Annotated in this window: 14 protein-coding genes and 1 pseudogene; 12 read left to right on the forward strand and 3 right to left on the reverse strand. The window is 69.5% G+C overall.

From position 1 onward, the window contains the following. Positions 1 to 298 precede the first annotated feature (298 nt). From IE258_RS02910 to IE258_RS02945, 8 genes and pseudogenes are all read left to right on the forward strand, one after another. A complete protein-coding gene (locus tag IE258_RS02910; protein WP_189738519.1) occupies positions 299 to 964 on the forward strand; it encodes a hypothetical protein in 666 nt (221 codons plus the stop codon). Beyond that, positions 961 to 1,980: pseudogene (locus tag IE258_RS02915) on the forward strand (hypothetical protein). Before IE258_RS02910 ends, IE258_RS02915 begins: the two are co-directional and overlap by 4 nt. 106 nt (positions 1,981 to 2,086) lie before the next feature. Beyond that, positions 2,087 to 2,383: a hypothetical protein gene (locus IE258_RS02920; protein ID WP_189738522.1), complete on the forward strand. Its 297-nt coding sequence runs from the start codon at positions 2,087 to 2,089 to the stop codon at positions 2,381 to 2,383. Continuing rightward, positions 2,380 to 3,744: a putative T7SS-secreted protein gene (locus IE258_RS02925; RefSeq protein WP_189738525.1), complete on the forward strand. Its 1,365-nt coding sequence runs from the start codon at positions 2,380 to 2,382 to the stop codon at positions 3,742 to 3,744. The genes IE258_RS02920 and IE258_RS02925 overlap by 4 nt, the downstream gene beginning before the upstream one ends. A 17-nt stretch (positions 3,745 to 3,761) precedes the next feature. Further along, positions 3,762 to 4,421, forward strand: coding sequence for a hypothetical protein (locus IE258_RS02930; RefSeq protein ID WP_189738527.1), 660 nt, complete (start codon positions 3,762 to 3,764; stop codon positions 4,419 to 4,421). Positions 4,422 to 4,439: 18 nt separating this feature from the next. Further along, positions 4,440 to 5,102, forward strand: a complete 663-nt coding sequence (locus tag IE258_RS02935; RefSeq protein ID WP_189738530.1) for a hypothetical protein — start codon at positions 4,440 to 4,442, stop codon at positions 5,100 to 5,102. A 58-nt stretch (positions 5,103 to 5,160) separates the two neighbouring features. Then, the gene (locus IE258_RS02940) at positions 5,161 to 6,036 is read left to right on the forward strand and encodes an LLM class flavin-dependent oxidoreductase (protein ID WP_189738533.1); all 876 of its coding nucleotides are present in this window, start codon (positions 5,161 to 5,163) and stop codon (positions 6,034 to 6,036) included. A gap of 2 nt (positions 6,037 to 6,038) precedes the next feature. After that, positions 6,039 to 6,920 (forward strand): class I SAM-dependent methyltransferase, encoded by an 882-nt coding sequence (locus IE258_RS02945; protein ID WP_229891914.1) that lies wholly within the window; start codon positions 6,039 to 6,041, stop codon positions 6,918 to 6,920. Between the two features lie 33 nt (positions 6,921 to 6,953). On the opposite strand, the gene IE258_RS02950 is transcribed toward IE258_RS02945, so the two are convergent. Then, positions 6,954 to 8,165, reverse strand: a complete 1,212-nt coding sequence (locus tag IE258_RS02950; RefSeq protein WP_189738536.1) for a winged helix DNA-binding domain-containing protein — start codon at positions 8,163 to 8,165, stop codon at positions 6,954 to 6,956. Between the two features lie 1,075 nt (positions 8,166 to 9,240). Between IE258_RS02950 and phoH2 the strand changes: the two genes are divergently transcribed. From phoH2 to IE258_RS02965, 3 genes are all read left to right on the forward strand, one after another. Then, positions 9,241 to 10,566, forward strand: coding sequence for an RNA 5'-3' helicase PhoH2 (gene phoH2 / locus IE258_RS02955; protein WP_189738539.1), 1,326 nt, complete (start codon positions 9,241 to 9,243; stop codon positions 10,564 to 10,566). A gap of 439 nt (positions 10,567 to 11,005) precedes the next feature. Next, a complete protein-coding gene (locus IE258_RS02960) occupies positions 11,006 to 11,707 on the forward strand; it encodes an aggregation-promoting factor C-terminal-like domain-containing protein (RefSeq protein ID WP_229891915.1) in 702 nt (233 codons plus the stop codon). 163 nt (positions 11,708 to 11,870) lie between these two features. Then, a complete protein-coding gene (locus IE258_RS02965) occupies positions 11,871 to 13,325 on the forward strand; it encodes an AI-2E family transporter (RefSeq protein ID WP_189738546.1) in 1,455 nt (484 codons plus the stop codon). Between the two features lie 139 nt (positions 13,326 to 13,464). On the opposite strand, the gene IE258_RS02970 is transcribed toward IE258_RS02965, so the two are convergent. Beyond that, positions 13,465 to 14,004: an alkyl hydroperoxide reductase gene (locus IE258_RS02970; RefSeq protein WP_189738549.1), complete on the reverse strand. Its 540-nt coding sequence runs from the start codon at positions 14,002 to 14,004 to the stop codon at positions 13,465 to 13,467. A 6-nt stretch (positions 14,005 to 14,010) separates the two neighbouring features. Next, on the reverse strand, positions 14,011 to 14,565 hold the full coding sequence (locus IE258_RS02975; protein WP_003973945.1) for a peroxiredoxin: 555 nt from the start codon (positions 14,563 to 14,565) through the stop codon (positions 14,011 to 14,013). Between the two features lie 138 nt (positions 14,566 to 14,703). Between IE258_RS02975 and IE258_RS02980 the strand changes: the two genes are divergently transcribed. Further along, entirely contained in the window at positions 14,704 to 15,642 is a 939-nt protein-coding gene (locus IE258_RS02980; RefSeq protein ID WP_189738552.1) for a LysR substrate-binding domain-containing protein, read from the forward strand. The last annotated feature ends 5 nt before the right edge of the window (positions 15,643 to 15,647 follow it).

Raw genomic sequence — 15,647 nt, forward strand, 5'->3', positions numbered from 1 at the left:
CCAGTCACTCGGCCTGTGGCCCACCATCCCGCAACCCCCGTCAACTCACGCGTCCCACCAGCAACCACCCGTACGCACACGCAAACTTACAAGGCGAGCCGACTCAAAGAAAGAAGTATCTGGCCAGACGCTGGGGGACAGAAAGTCCGGCTATGGATATATGGCGGCGGCTCGTGAGACGGAACTGCTATCCAGTCCTGTCAGGGGTCGCGCGGGACCGGTCCCCCTGGTGTCCCTGGGCCCCTGTGGATAGCGTGGCGTCGCCGAAGAGAAGCCTCGTCCCACCCAGGAGCCGACAGTGAATCGCCGCCGCCCCACCCTCCTCGCAGCGCTCACGCTGACCGCCACAGCGGCCTTGACGCTGTCCGCGTGCGGCAGCGACGACGACAGCCCGGCCAAGGGGGAGGACAAGATCGCGGGGGCGGACACCGGTAGCTCCACCCCGTCGGCGTCACCGAGTGAAACGGTTCCTGATCAGGGGGAACGGCCGGAGATCGCCTTGCCGGCCGACGTGACGTACAAGTTCGAGTGGGGCAAAACCGGTGATGCAGTCAAGGATGCTGTGCTGCACGATGCCGAGCAGCGCATCAGGGCTGTGGACATGGCCATTGCCGAGCAGGATCCGCTGCACAAGGCGTACCGCTTCTACTCCGAAGGCGAGGCGGCTGCGGGGAGTGAGAAGTACATTCGGGACTTCGTGGATCACAAGGCCCGTACGACTGGCGTGACTCGCTACTACGACGAGAGCGTGAACGCCAAGGACGACGGCACCGCCGCACTGGTGTACTGCGAGGACCAGAGTAAATCGTTCAACAGGTTTCTCAAGACGGGGAAGACTGACGTCACGCCGGTGACGAAAGATAGCTACGTCCTGTATGCCAGCACGCTGCGCAAGAACGACAAGGGCGTCTGGGTGACGGAACGACTGGTTTCGGAACGGGGGAACGCGAAGTGCCAGCCATGATTCGTCGCAATGTCTTGATACTGCCAGCAGGGCTAGCTCTGCTCCTTGCTGCCGTTGGCCCCGCCCATGCGGAGAAGGGGTTCGGTGGGGCGACGGACGGTCAGACGGAGCAGCACGCCGATGCCGGCGATGACGGGACAGTTTCGGTCACCGTGGGTGGTGTCGTCTTTGATCGTTCGAAGAACGGTAGTGGTGACTCGGTTGGGCCGGTGACGTCTTCGACTTCGTGGAGTCCGCCGGCGTGTTGGTATGCCCCGAAGTTCAGCCCTCAGGAGCTTCAGGACTACCTGGAGCCGATCTGGGAGGCCGAGTCCACGGGGTACGAGTGGGATGCCAAGCAGCGGGAGAAGTACAACGCGAAGGATGAGAAGAAGGGCTTCAACAAGGACAAGACGGGCGAGGGATATTGATGGGGCTCGTATGTGAACGAGAGCTTCCCGCCGGGCTGGGACAAGTCCGACACGGATTACTTCTGGGTGGACCTCGGTGACCCGCCACCCGCGGACAAGGAGAACGCCGTCACTCCGGAAGTTCTCGCCGAGCTCGCCTACGCCGAGATCCGCGTCCCCGGTACCGAGGTGACGCTGGCGCCTGCCGAGGCGACCAAGGTGAACCTTCCGACGTGGGCGTGGCTGGACGGGGCCGAGTTCAAGCCGGTGTCGGTCACCGCGTCCGTGGAGGAGATCGGGATCGACGCGACGGCCACGGCGGAGCCGGTGTCGCTGCGGATCGAACCGGGCACTCCGGATGCCGAGTCCTACCCGGCGTCGGGGGTCTGTGAGATCAAGGACGGCCGTATCGGCGCTCCGTACGAGAAGGGCAGGGCGAATGACACGCCGCCGTGCGGGGTGAAGTACCTGCGTTCCTCGGGTGAGGGGACCTTCCCGCTTCAGGCGACGGTCACGTGGGAGATCCACTGGACGGGCAGTGGTGGCGCGGGCGGCGACCTTCCTGACGGTACGTTCGGCGCCACGCAGGACGTCGTCGTCCAGGAGATCCAGGCCGTCAACCGCTGAGCGTCCCGCCAGTCCTCAGGGCGGCTGCAGTCCCCGGGGCGTCACGAAAACCGGATGGCGTCGTTCCTCTCATCGGTGCGGTGGACCGGTGAGAGGGGACGGGCGGGTGGCGGAGCGGCTTGCCGTGGACGGGGACGAGCTCGGGCGGTTCATGAAGTCGCTGAGGGAGTCGTCGACTTCGCTCAGGGGAGTGCGGAAAGCCCTGTCGGACGCGACGGTCCTTGGGCTGGGCACGGATGAGCTCGACTCCGCGTGCGAGGCATTCCAGGAGGACTGGAAGTACGGCTCCGAGGAGATCGGCAAACAGACCGAGGACCTTGCCGAGATCATCGGCAAGAGCAAGGACAGTTACCTCGAGGTCGACAAGGCGCTCGAGGCGGCGGTGCGGGAGTCGCGCAAGTGACCGTCACGGCCGGCCACGACCAGTACGGTGCCGCTCTCGACCCGCAGTCGCGGGCGGACCTGGGCAAGCCGCAGGGGCTCAAGTCCGCGCCGCCCATCCCGAACCCCGCCTATCCGCACCTCGGCTTCAATCCCGTACCCGGGGACACGGAGACCGTGCGCGGGTTGGAGAAGAAGCTCAGCGGCTGCGCGAAGGTGCTCCAGGAGGCGTACGACCTCGTCACCAAGCTTCTCGACGGCAGCTACTGGAAAGGTGACGCCGCCGTCGCCTTTCGTGAGCAGTTGGACGGCGGGCCCTTGCCGTTGAACCTGAAGAACGCGGCGCACTCGATCCGCAAGGCGGCCAGGCAGCTGGACCGTTGGGAGGGGGAGCTCGACGACTTCCAGCGGCGGGCGAGGAAGCTGGAGGACGACGCGAGGGACGCCCAGGCCGCGGTCGACCGTGCGCAGGGGCGGGCGGACTCGGCTGGCCACGACCCCGACCTGAAGAAGGAGGGGGCCGATGGCGACGCCGCGCTGAAGGCGCTCACGCGGGCGAACGGTGACCTCGACGATGCCCGGGTCGAGCTGAAGAAGATCATCGGCAAGGCGAAGAGGCTGGCCGAGGAGCATGAGGAGAAGGCCGGGTATCGGGCCCGGAAGATCCGGGACGCGACGAAGAAGCTGGTACCGCACGAGCCGGGCTTGTTCGACCAGGCGCTCGACTGGCTGGGCGACAACCTCCCGGACATCCTCAGCTTCGTGGCGGGGGTGATCGGGGTTGTGGCGCTTCTTCTTTCGGGGCCGCTGGGTTGGGGTGTCGCGACGGTTGCTGCCTTGGTGCTCACGGCTTCCGGGCTGAGCGTCGTGGCGCTTGGTCTGCGGCTTGCAAACCCGGAAGTGCGGGCGTCTTTGTGGGACGGGTTGGCCGAGGGAGAACTCGATGCCGACTTCTGGAGCAACGCTGTATCCGTGGGAGCAGACGCCGTAGGCGCGCTACCCGGTATCGCGGCAGCAGCCAAGGGATCCTTCGAAGCCACGCGGGCCATTCGCAGGAGTGGGCAAGTGCTCGACTTCTGGCAGCGGGCCGGTACCTACGGTTCCAAGGTTCTTGACGAGGCCGGAGCGATCTCGAACCTGGAGAACTCCATGGTCGCACGAGCGGTGCGTGGCTTCAGCGATCCCGAGGGAGCCGCCAATGTCATTGCCGGTGCTTCGGGCATGGTCGGCGTTGGTACGGGAGGGTTTGGTCTGTACAACAAGGCCGTCGACGCAGAGGACGACGGAATCAAGGATGGTGCTGTTGCCGGCATCGACGGCTCGCGTCTCGTTCTTGATGGCGGAGGCATCGTAGACGTCGCACGATACGTCTTCTGTCATTGAGTAGGAGGGAATGACTCATGGACCCTGTCGCCTGCGCGATTGCATGGGATCACCGCCCCACCCGTCGCGCTTGGGCCGGGCACATGGTGATGAACGTCGTCGGCTTGTTCGGTTGGGTAAGCGGCTGGGTCCTATTGCTCGGCGTATCGGTGTACTCGGCCGATTGGCTCGTCTGGGTGTTTCTTCCGTACTTCGTTTACGGGCCCTACCGTGTACTGACGCAACTGCGCTATTTTCCGGCAGCGCTGTCGATGCTGCGCATCTTGCGTGCCTATAGGTGGCAGCTCCTGCGGGAGGTTCCCCACGGACTGACTGATCGTCCGGAGGTCTCCAGTAGACACTACGGTTGGTTCGAGTTTCCCAACCCTGCTTGTCCAGAGCAGTGGCTACCCATGGTTTTTACCCGGCATCTGCGCTTGGAATGGTGGTCCCGACGTATGGCTCCTCGCGCCAAGCCGCATTTGAAGGCTCAGATCGAGGAAATCTGGTTCGCGGGCGACGCCCGCTTCGCAGGAGTCATCGCCGCACCGGGACGGAATGGAAGGGGCCCTCGACGCATGCACGTCGTGCAACAGCGCAGCACCCCTCTAAACGATGAACGGCTCAACGACTGCGGCGCCGGACCCGACGACGTTGCGCGGGGCCGCCGGGTGGATGGCCCTTCAGCCCGCTTCTGAGCCGGAGAGGAAGGCTCCATGACCACTCCCCGGATTTTGCTGGATGAATCCGTCAAAGACCTGCGAGCGGAGTTGTGGTTCGCTGAACCACATGGGTTCATGCCCATGCCGCTCAACTCCCTCCTGGCCGAACCCGGCTCCTCGGACGCCGATGCGATGCGTGAGGCTGTTGCCCCGCTGCTTGATGGCGCGCCGAGTGAATTGGTGCGTCAGCGGTTCGTTGCGCAGCTTGCGTTGGGGCAGCGAATGCTCGGGGAGCTGTGCGGTTTCGGCACTGTGTACTGCTCGGTCGGCCTGCATCGTGACGACATCGATCCCAGGAGTGCGCACCTGCTCTCGCTCTTCACCATCTCCTGGCGCGACACGAAGGTCGCATCCCGTGGCGTAACGGCGGCCCGCGCTGCCACGTCGGCCAAGGGACACACGCACATCACCTTTGATGAGTTTCCCTGCGGCCCCGCAGTCCTCAGCGAGAACACGTTGCGTTACGCAGCTGAAAGCGGGCTTCCCCAGTTCCCCCTCCTTCAGGTCCACGCTCACCTCCCGCACCCCGACTGCAAGCGGCTGGTCGTGTTGACGATCAGTAGTACCGCGGTCGCGCGTCGGGAGGAGTACCGGGCGTTGTTGAGGGGGATCGTCGAGACCGTTCGTTTCGAGGATCCGATGCGGGTGGCGTCCTAGGTCTCGTGGGCTCAGTAATCACGTTGAGCGGGGCCCCGGTCGGAGGTAGGAAGGCACCATGACTGGACTCGGTGCCGTATTCCGCCCCCAGCTTGCCCCCGAGCGGCTGCGTGCCGTGGCGCGTGTCGCCGACGAGGTGGGGCTCGAGGAGTTGTGGTTGTGGGAGGACTGTTTCCGGGAGGGCGGGATCTCCACGGCCGCCGCTGCCCTCGCGTGGACCGAGCGGGTGCGGGTCGGGGTAGGGCTGTTGCCCGTGCCCTTGCGGAACGTGGCCGTCACCGCGATGGAGGCCGCCACGCTGCACCGGATGTTCCCCGGCCGCGCCGTGCTCGGCGTGGGGCACGGGGTGCAGGACTGGATGGGGCAGGTCGGGGCGCGGGCCGAGTCGCCGCTCACGCTGCTGAGGGAGCATCTCCTCGCGTTGCGGGCGCTGTTGGGCGGGGAGAGGGTGACGACGAGGGGACGCTACGTCCGACTCGACGACGTCGCGCTCGACTGGCCGCCCGAGCAGGCCGTCGAGGTGCTCGCCGGCGCCACCGGGCCCCGTTCGCTGCGGCTGGCCGGTGAGGCCGCCGACGGGACCGTGCTCACCTCGAACACGCCGCCGGACGGGGTGCGCCGCGCCCGGCGGCTCATCGACGAAGGGCGGGCGGCCGCCGGGCGGTCGGAGGCGCACCGGGTGGTCGTGTACCTCCTCACTGCCACCGGCCCCGGCGCCGATGAACGGCTTCGGGACGAGCTGGTCGCCGAAGGTGTCGGGGACGTGCCGGATCTCGGGGTCGCCGGAGACGCGGAGGCCGTCGCCGGCGCCGTGCGGCGGTTGGCCGAGGCCGGGGCCGACACCGTGATCCTCCAGCCGACCGGGGACGAACCCGACCCGGAGGGGTTCGTGCGGTTCGCCGCCGAGCAGGTCCGGCCCCTGGTGGTGGCCTAGTCATGTCCGCCGACCGTTCCTTCGACCCCGACCTCGACCCAGACCCCGACCTCGACCCAGACCGCTCACCGCATCGTTCCGTCCGCCGTGGCTTCGACGACCTCGTGGCCGAAGGCGCCGCCGTTCCCACCGAAGGGTGGGACTTCTCCTGGTTCGAGGGGCGGGCCACCGAGGCTCGGCCGTCCTGGGGGTACGCGCGGTCCGTGGGGGAGCGCCTGGCCGGGGCCACCGCCGTACTGGACGTGCAGACCGGGGGAGGGGAGGTGCTGGACTTCGCCCTCGACGCCGCCGGGGCTCGGCGCGCCCCGCTCGTGGTCGCCACCGAGGGATGGGAGCCCAACGTCGCAGAGGCCACCCGGCGGCTGCGACCGCGCGGTGTCCCTGTGGTCGCCTCGGCGGACGACGCGCCCCTTCCCTTCGCGGACGGCGCCTTCGACCTGGTCGTGAGCCGGCATCCGGTCGAGCCGCACTGGGACGAGGTCGCCCGCGTGCTCGCGCCCGGGGGCACCTACTTCGCCCAGCACGTCGGGCCCGCCAGTGTCTTCGAGCTGATCGAGTACTTCCTCGGGCCGCTGCCGGAGGAGAACCACCGGCACCGTGATCCCGAGCGCGAGCGAGCCGACGCCGAGGCGGCCGGGCTGGAGGTCGTGGAGGTACGGGCGGAGCGGCTGCGGATGGAGTTCTTCGACGTCGGTGCCGTGGTCCACTTCCTGCGCAAGGTGGTGTGGATGGTCCCCGGGTTCACCGTCGAGGCGTACCGGGACCGGCTGCGCGACCTGCACGAGCGCATCGAGGACGAGGGACCCTTCGTCGCCCACAGCTCCCGTCACCTCTTCGACGTGCGCAAGCCGGATGCCCCGAGCCGACCCCACGCGCAGCCCTGAGATCCACCGGACGAGCCCCCGCCGGCGTCGTCCTCACGCGTGCGCCCCCACCGTCACCTCCCCGATCACCAGCTCCGCCTCCGCCTCCAGTACGGCACCCACCCGTTCCGCACAGCCCGCCAGCTCGCGTTCCTGCCGTGCCGTCAGGCGGCCCAGCGGCTCGACGGTGACCGTCGTACGCCGGCCCCGTCGGCGCTGGTGCCAGACGCCCGCCACGACCCCGTCGACCAGCAGCACGGGGAAGTTGCCCGCCTGCCCGCCCGCCAGCGCCCGCTGGTACGCGGCTACCGGGAAGAGCAGTTCCCGCGGCTGCGCGGCGACGACGTACGCGTCGAAGTAGGGGAGCAGGCGCACACCCCGGGTCGGTTCGTCCCGCTCCGCGGCGTCCGGGAAGGCGGTGTCGCCGGCCACTACCCACGCCGGAGTGCCCTCGAAGCCGACCTCCTCGATCTCGCCCGCGGCGGCCAGTTCGGCGTAGCGGGCCCGTGCCCAGGCGGGCGGTGCGGCCAGCCAGCGGGCGAAGTGCTGCGGGGTCGCGGGCCCGTACGCGTACAGGTATCGGCGTACGAGGAGCCGCGACGCCTCCTCGGGCGGCAGCGGGGTGAAGTGGGGCGGGCGGGTGTACGTCACCCGGCGGCCGCGGTTCGGGCCGAAGGACAGGGCGCCGCACTGGCCGGCCCGGTGCAGGACCTGGCGCCAGCGGGGCCACATGGTCTGGAAGGCCGGCATGACCAGGTCGCCGGCCCAGGAGCCGGTGCGGGCGACGACCGCCTCGTCGAGTTCGTCGACGGTCAGGAAGGCGCCGTCGAGCGCCTCGGCGATCGCCGCCACGACCTGGTCGGCCTGCTCGGGCCCGAGGCGTACGTCGCTGGGGAAGGCGGTCGTGCGGCCCGGGACCGCGGGCAGGGCGGCGCACCACATCGGCAGGTCGCGGGCCGGGAGCAGGTGCACCGTGCCGCGCGGGCCGTGGGTCTTCACCAGCGAGGACGAGGGGGCGGGCGGTGGGGGAGGCGTGGTGGGCGGAGCCGTGGGCCACAGGGCCTCGCGTACGTCCGCGCGGGTCACGCCGTCGGCCCGCAGGCCCACCGACAGCTCGGCCGCCGACAGTACCTGGGCGTGGACGCCGAGCATCGCGGCGGCCACGTCGGCGACGGGCGTGCCCGTTCGGGCGGGCATGGCCAGGAACTGCCGTTCGTAACGCCGTGCGCTCGCCGCGGCCCAAGTGATCCCCGTCGTCTTCGTCATGAGGTGACGTTAGGGGAGAAGTAGGGCGGCAGCCGTCCTACTCCTCCCTCCGGACGCTTCGGCCGTCCGGAGGGAGGGGAGAGGGGGACCTTCCGGGCCTAAAGGGCGCACCTTCGCAAATGTCGGCGCGTCCGGAGGCACGGTGCGGAATCACCCGTCGATCCTCACAGGGTTTCCACATCGTTATCCACCGTTGTCCTTCTCGGGTCGAACTCGGCCCACCCGGTCGCGTAAGTTCAAACCCAGGTAATTCGCGTGAGCAAAGCTACGCGCGTGGCACCGCGCAGTGGAGGGGGCTGCGCGGTGCCGGATCGGACGCCGGTCATGCACCGGTCGAGCGGGGACCGGATGCCGGGTCAAGTCCGTGCGGGCCGGGGGCGTCACCCGGACGGGGGAAGCGGGATTCCGTGCCGCGCGCCCGTCGCCGGGCCGGCCGGGCCACTCCCGTCACACGCGAATCGGCCGCCCACCTGGAGATGTGCGGTGATTTGGCCACCGTTCGAGGCGGAATGCGGGCTTCCGCGGTCATCCGGGCGTCGCCGGACGACTTCGGAGAGTAGTTGTGGCACGCCGATGCACGCAGCATCACTTACGAAGGGTTATGGTGGAAACCCCCCCTCGGGCCGGTCCGTATCCCCCCCACGGACCGGCCCGTTTTTTCTGTCCTCCCGGGCGTCCCGTTGAGCGGTGCGCGAGCGGTACGCCCGTAACGAGGAGTTCACCGGTGCGCCGTCCTGTGTCGTGGCATGGCTGCGCTTGTTCGAGGGCATAAGCCAAGCAGGTCGACGCCCGAACCACGGGTGTCGGTTCTCAGCGGACGGCACGGAGCCGTCCGCCCGGGAGGCCCTTTGCACCAGCCCCACCGTGCGGTCACGGCACGGAAGACGCGGCGGAGGACCGGTCCCCGGTCCGCGCCAGTGCAGGGCGGCCCCAGGGACCTGCCTGACGACGACCGTCCGGCGGCCCCCCGACCGGTCGGCTCGTTCCCGCCCTCCCGGCGCGGCTCGTTCCCGCCCTCCCGGCCCAGCGTCCACTCCGTCGCTCCCCGACCTCTTCCGAGGGGGTACGTCCTTCCGTGGTGACCAGCACAAAGCGCCACAAGCCCGACAGGCGCACCTACGTTCTCGACACCAGCGTCCTGCTGGCCGACCCGAACGCCCTGAGCCGCTTCGACGAGCACGAGGTCGTGCTCCCCATCGTCGTGGTGACGGAGTTGGAGGCCAAACGGCACCATCCCGAACTCGGGTACTTCGCCCGGCAGGCCCTGCGCCTGCTCGACGAGTTCCGGGTGCGGCACGGTCGCCTCGACGCCCCCATCCCGATCGGGGACCTCGGCGGCACCGTCCGTGTCGAGCTCAACCACTCGGACCCCAGCGTGCTGCCCACCGGCTACCGTCTGGGGGACAACGACTCCCGCATCCTCGCGGTCGCCCGCAACCTGCAGGCGGAGGGCTTCGACGTCACCGTCGTATCGAAGGACCTCCCGCTCAGGATCAAGGCGTCCTCCGTCGGGCTCCTCGCCGAGGAGTACCGCGCCGAGCTGGCCATCACGGACGCCTCCGGCTGGACCGGGATGTCCGAACTCACCCTGCCCGGTGAGCAGGTGGACGTGCTCTTCGAGGAAGGCCGGGTCTACGTCCCCGAGGCCGCCGACCTGCCCGTGCACACCGGTCTGACCATCCAGTCGGAGCGCGGCAAGGCGCTCGGCCGGGTCACGCCCGACGGGAACGTCCGGCTGGTGCGCGGCGACCGGGAGGCGTTCGGCATCAAGGGCCGCAGCGCCGAGCAGCGGATCGCGCTCGACCTGCTCCTCGACCCGGACGTCGGCATCGTGTCGATGGGCGGCCGGGCCGGCACCGGCAAGTCGGCGCTCGCGCTGTGCGCGGGACTGGAGGCCGTGCTGGAGCGCCGGCAGCACCAGAAGGTGATGGTCTTCCGGCCGCTGTACGCGGTGGGCGGGCAGGAGCTCGGCTACCTGCCCGGCTCCGAGGCCGAGAAGATGAGCCCCTGGGCGCAGGCGGTCTTCGACACGCTGTCGGCGGTCACCAGCCGGGAGGTCATCGAGGAGGTGACCGCGCGCGGGATGCTCGAGGTGCTGCCGCTCACCCACATCCGGGGGCGCTCGCTGCACGACGCGTTCGTCATCGTCGACGAGGCCCAGTCCCTGGAGCGGAACGTCCTGTTGACCGTGCTGTCCCGGATCGGGGCCAACTCACGGGTCGTTCTCACCCATGACGTGGCACAACGGGACAATCTGCGGGTGGGCCGGTACGACGGAGTCGTCGCCGTCGTCGAGAAGCTGAAGGGGCATCCCCTCTTCGCGCACGTCACCCTGACCCGCTCCGAGCGGTCCCAGATCGCGGCCCTCGTGACCGAAATGCTGGAGGACGGGCACATCTGACCCGACTCCCGCCCATCCGGGAACTCCGACCCGACACGGGCCGGTTACCCGTCAGTTCGGCGCCGTCCGGAAAGGCCCAGAGCCTAGCCGGGCGGCGCCTCGGTGTGTGCGGATTTCCGTGAATCGGCTGGGCCAAACGGGATGTGAGCTTTCACACGCAACACAGAATTGCCTCGCCCCGCCGGGTTACGGCAGAGTCTCATTCCTGTCAGGCCCCGCATACGACACAGCTGTACCCCCAGCGGTACGGCGCCCCAGAAGCACCAGATCCAACTCCATAGCAGAGTCGTATGCCGCCCGAGCACCACGCGGCGCTCCCGCCGAGGGAGTTGTCCACCGGGCCCGTGCCTCCCGTGACCCGTAGTTGGGGAGGCCAGTGCCAGGGGCACGATTGCGTCCGCGAGGGTCACCGAAGCGGGCGATGCTGGAAGGAAACCGTGTGAGCCGGATCTCGGTCCGGGGATTCGCAGTGGCCTCGGCCACGGCGGTCACCGCCGTCGGAAGCGTCGTCGGAGTTGCCTCGGGCAGCGTCGCGCAGAACAACGACGACGCGGAGGCGACGGCAGCAGGCACGACGCTGCTCGCCGACATCCCCATGGGTGAGCAGGCGCAGGTGCAGACCGCGTCCCTGACGCAGCAGGCCGACGTACAGGCCATCGCCGCGGACGCGAGCGCCAAGAAGGGCGCCGAGGAGGCGGCCCGCAAGGCAGCCGCCAAGACCGCCGTGGCCAAGCAGGAGAAGGCCAAGCAGGCGGCCGAGGAGGCGGCCAAGAAGCGCGAGGCGGAGAAGGAAGCGGCCAGCCGCGACGCCCAGCGCGAGTCCACCAGCTTCGCCGTCCAGAGCTCCTACAGCACCGGCCAGATCCAGGCGATGGCCCGTCAGATGGTGCCCAGCGGCCAGTTCCAGTGCTTCAGCAACATCGTGGACCACGAGTCCAGCTGGAACTACCAGGCCGTCAACGCCTCCTCCGGTGCCTACGGTCTCTTCCAGGCCCTCCCCGCGGGCAAGTACGCCTCCGCGGGCGCCGACTGGCGGACCAACCCGGCCACCCAGATCAAGTGGGGCCTCAGCTACATGGACAACCGCTACGGCAGCCCGTGCGACGCCTGGGCCTTCTGGCAGGCCAACCACTGGTACTGAGCCCGCCGTCCGCCCGTCGTCACCGTCGGCGCGGCCCACGCTCAACCCCGCGCAGCCCCTCACCGTCCTAGGGTGAGGGGCTTTCGCGCTCCTGCCATGTACGGTCGGACCGGAACGACTCCAGGGGGGAGTGGTGGGGAAAGACGGGGGAAGAGGACGGATCATGTCACGAGTGCCAGGGTGGCTCGGCCGGGTCGGCGCCGGACTGACGCGCATGAGCGAGCGGTTGGAGCAGCGCCGGGAGGAAGCGCGGCGGGAGGACGCCGACGAGGGACCGGTGACCCACTCCGACCACGCGCGAGGGCCCCTGGACGACACCGCCGGGCACGTGACCGAGGGAACGGCCGAGCACGCGAGCGGGGGCGCTGTCGCGGTCGCGGAGCACGCCGGGGCGCCCCGTCCCGGCGCGGGCGACCACCGCCCCGACCCGGCGCAGGCCGTGCCCTGGGGAGTACGGGTGGCCGCGGAGGCCGGCTGGCGGCTGCTGGTGCTCGCGGGCACCGTGTGGGTGCTGATGCGGGTCATCAGCGCCGTACAACTGGTGGTGCTGGCCTTCGTGGCCGCGCTGCTGATCACCGCGCTGCTCCAGCCGGCTGTGGCCTGGCTGCGCCGGCACGGGGTGCCGCGGGGGCCGGCCACCGCGCTGACCGCCATCCTCGGGTTCGTGATCATGGGGCTGATCGGCTGGTTCGTCACCTGGCAGGTGATGGAGAACATCGACAACCTCTCCGACCAGGTCCAGGACGGCATCGACGAACTGCGCAACTGGCTGCTGAACAGCCCGTTCCACGTCACCGACAAGCAGATCAACGAGATCGCCAAGAACCTGCGCGACGCGGTCGGCGCCAACACCGACCAGATCACGTCGGCCGGTCTGGAGGGCGTCACGGTCGTCGTCGAGGCGCTCACCGGCATCCTGCTGGCCGCCTTCTCGACGCTCTTCCTCCTCTACGACGGCAAGCGCATCTGGCAGTGGTCGCTGAAGCTGGTGCCCGCGGCCGCCCGGCCGGGCGTGGCCGGTGCCGGCCCGCGCGCGTGGCGGACGCTGACCGCCTATGTGCGGGGCACGGTGATCGTCGCGCTGATCGACGCCATCTTCATCGGCCTCGGCATCTACTTCCTGGACGTGCCGATGGCCGTCCCGCTGGCCGTGTTCATCTTCCTGTTCGCCTTCATCCCGCTCGTCGGCGCGGTGGTGTCGGGCGCCCTCGCGGTCGTCGTGGCGCTGGTGACGCAGGGCGTGTTCGCGGCGGTCATGACGCTCGTCGTGGTGCTGGCGGTGCAGCAGATCGAGGGGCACATCCTGCAGCCGTTCATCCTCGGGCGCGCCGTGCGGGTCCATCCGCTGGCGGTGGTGCTGTCGGTGGCCGCCGGCGGCATGGTGGCCGGCATCGGCGGCGCCGTGGTCGCCGTACCGCTGGTGGCGGTGACCAACACCGTCGTCGGCTATCTGCGGGCGTACTCCCGTGAGGCGGCCCTGCGGCAGACACCGAAGCCGCACGGGGCCACGTCGACCGACGCCGCCCCGGCGGCCGACCGGGTGCCCGGGCCGCCGAAGACCCCGGATCCGCCGCGGCCCCCGGCGGACGGTCCGCCGTCGGACACCGCCCCGGCGTAGCGACGGCCACCGCCGCACGGCCTCGCCCACGCGTTCCGGCACCCGCGCGGCCACGCGAACGGGCCCCGCCCACCTCTCGGTGAGCGGGGCCCGTGCCGTGTGCGCCGCGTCGGGTCGAGGCCCGCGCGGGAGCGTGGGACTACTGGGCGTCGGCCAGGACCGCCTCGGCGTCCAGCGTGACGCCGACGGCCTCGACCACGGAGGCGATCTTGAACGCCTCCTGGATCGTCTCGCGGTCCACACCGGCCTTGCGGAGCACCTGCTCGTGCGAGTCCAGGCACATGCCGCAGCCGTTGATGGCGGACACCGCGAACGACCACAGCTCGAAGTCGACCTTGTCGACGCCCGGGTTGCCGATGACGTTCATCCGCAGACCGGCGCGCAGGGTGCCGTACTCGTGGTCCGACAGCAGGTGCCGGGTGCGGTAGAAGACGTTGTTCATCGCCATGACGGCGGCGGCCGACCTGGCGGCCGAGTACGCCTCCGGCGAGAGGTTCGCCTTCGCCTCCGGCTCCAGCTCACGCAGCACGATGGGGGAGCGCGAGGCGATGGCGGTCGCCAGCACGGTGCCCCACAGCTGCTGCGCCGGCAGGTCGGAGTTGCCGATGACGGAACCCAGGTTGAGCTTCAGGTCCTTGGCGTAGTCCGGTACGGCGGACTTCAGGGAGTCGAGGGACATGTCAGCTCACTCCCCCGACAGCAGCGCGACCGGGTCCAGGGTCTCGTCGCCCTTGCTCCAGTTGCACGGGCAGAGCTCGTCGGTCTGCAGGGCGTCGAGGACCCGCAGGACCTCCTTGGGGTTACGGCCGACGGAGCCGGCGGTGACCATCGTGAACTGGATCTCGTTGTTCTGGTCCACGATGAAGACGGCGCGCTGCGCGAAGCCGTCCTCGCCCTCGATGCCGAGGTCGCGCATCAGCTCGTGCTTCGAGTCGGCCAGCATCGGGAAGGGCAGGTCGGTCAGGTCCGGGTGGTCCTTGCGCCAGGCGTGGTGCACGAACTCGGAGTCGCCGGAGAAGCCGAGGATCTGGGCGTCACGGTCGGCGAACTCGTCGTTCAGCTTGCCGAAGGCGGCGATCTCGGTCGGGCACACGAAGGTGAAGTCCTTGGGCCATGCGAAGACGACCTTCCACTGACCCTCGTAGGTCTTGTGGTTGATCTGCTGGAACTCCTTGCCCTTCTCCAGCGAGACGCAGGCGGTCAGGTCGAACTCGGGGAACTTGTCACCGACAGTGAGCACGCGCTCTCCAAAAAATGCAGCGAAGAAACACCCATATTGCGAGTGTTTCCCATGGGTTGGACGTCAGTGATGTTGGCACAGAGTGCATTGATTAGTGAAATAGCTACAATCGGTCGAGTTGATCGGAGGTGGCTATTAGTGTCCAGTAAGAAGAGGCAGCCCAGCCTCGCCCAGCTGCGGGCTTTCGACGCGGTCGCCGAGCACCTGCATTTCCGTGACGCCGCCGCCGCGATCGGCATGAGCCAGCCGGCGCTGTCCGGAGCCGTCTCCGCCCTGGAGGAGGCACTGGGTGTCACCCTCCTGGAGCGTACGACGCGCAAGGTGCTGCTCTCGCCGGCCGGTGAACGGCTGGCGGTGCGGACGAAGGCGGTCCTGGCGGAGGTCGGCGCGCTCCTGGAGGAGGCGGAGGCGGTCCGGGCGCCCTTCACCGGCGTGCTGCGGCTCGGCGTCATCCCCACCGTGGCGCCGTACCTGCTGCCGACGGTGCTGCGGCTGGTCCACGTGCGCTACCCCGACCTCGACCTCCAGGTCCACGAGGAGCAGACCGCCAGCCTGTTGGAGGGACTGACGACCGGTCGCCTCGACCTGCTCCTGCTCGCGGTCCCCCTAGGTGTCCCAGGCGTCACCGAACTCCCCCTCTTCGACGAGGACTTCGTCCTGGTCACGCCGCTCGACCACCGGCTCGGCGGCCGGGAGGGCATCGAGCGCTCGGTGCTGCGCGAGCTGAAGCTGCTGCTGCTCGACGAGGGCCACTGCCTGCGCGACCAGGCGCTCGACATCTGCCGCGAGGCCGGCCGCGCGGGCGTCCCGGCGACGACGACGGCGGCCGGTCTGTCGACGCTGGTGCAGCTGGTGGCGGGCGGCCTCGGGGTGACGCTGCTGCCGCGCACCGCCGTCCGCGTGGAGACCTCCCGCTCCAGCCAGCTCCTCACCGCGTCCTTCACCGACCCGGCCCCCACCCGCCGTATCGCCCTCGCCATGCGCACGGGGGCGGCCCGCTCGGCGGAGTACGAGGAACTGGCGGCGGCCCTGCGGGAGGCGATGGCGGACCTGCCGGTCCGCACGGTGCACGACTGAGCGAC

It is taken from the genome of Streptomyces tendae (genome assembly GCF_014650435.1).
In the GTDB taxonomy this organism is placed as follows: Bacteria; Actinomycetota; Actinomycetes; order Streptomycetales; family Streptomycetaceae; genus Streptomyces; species Streptomyces tendae.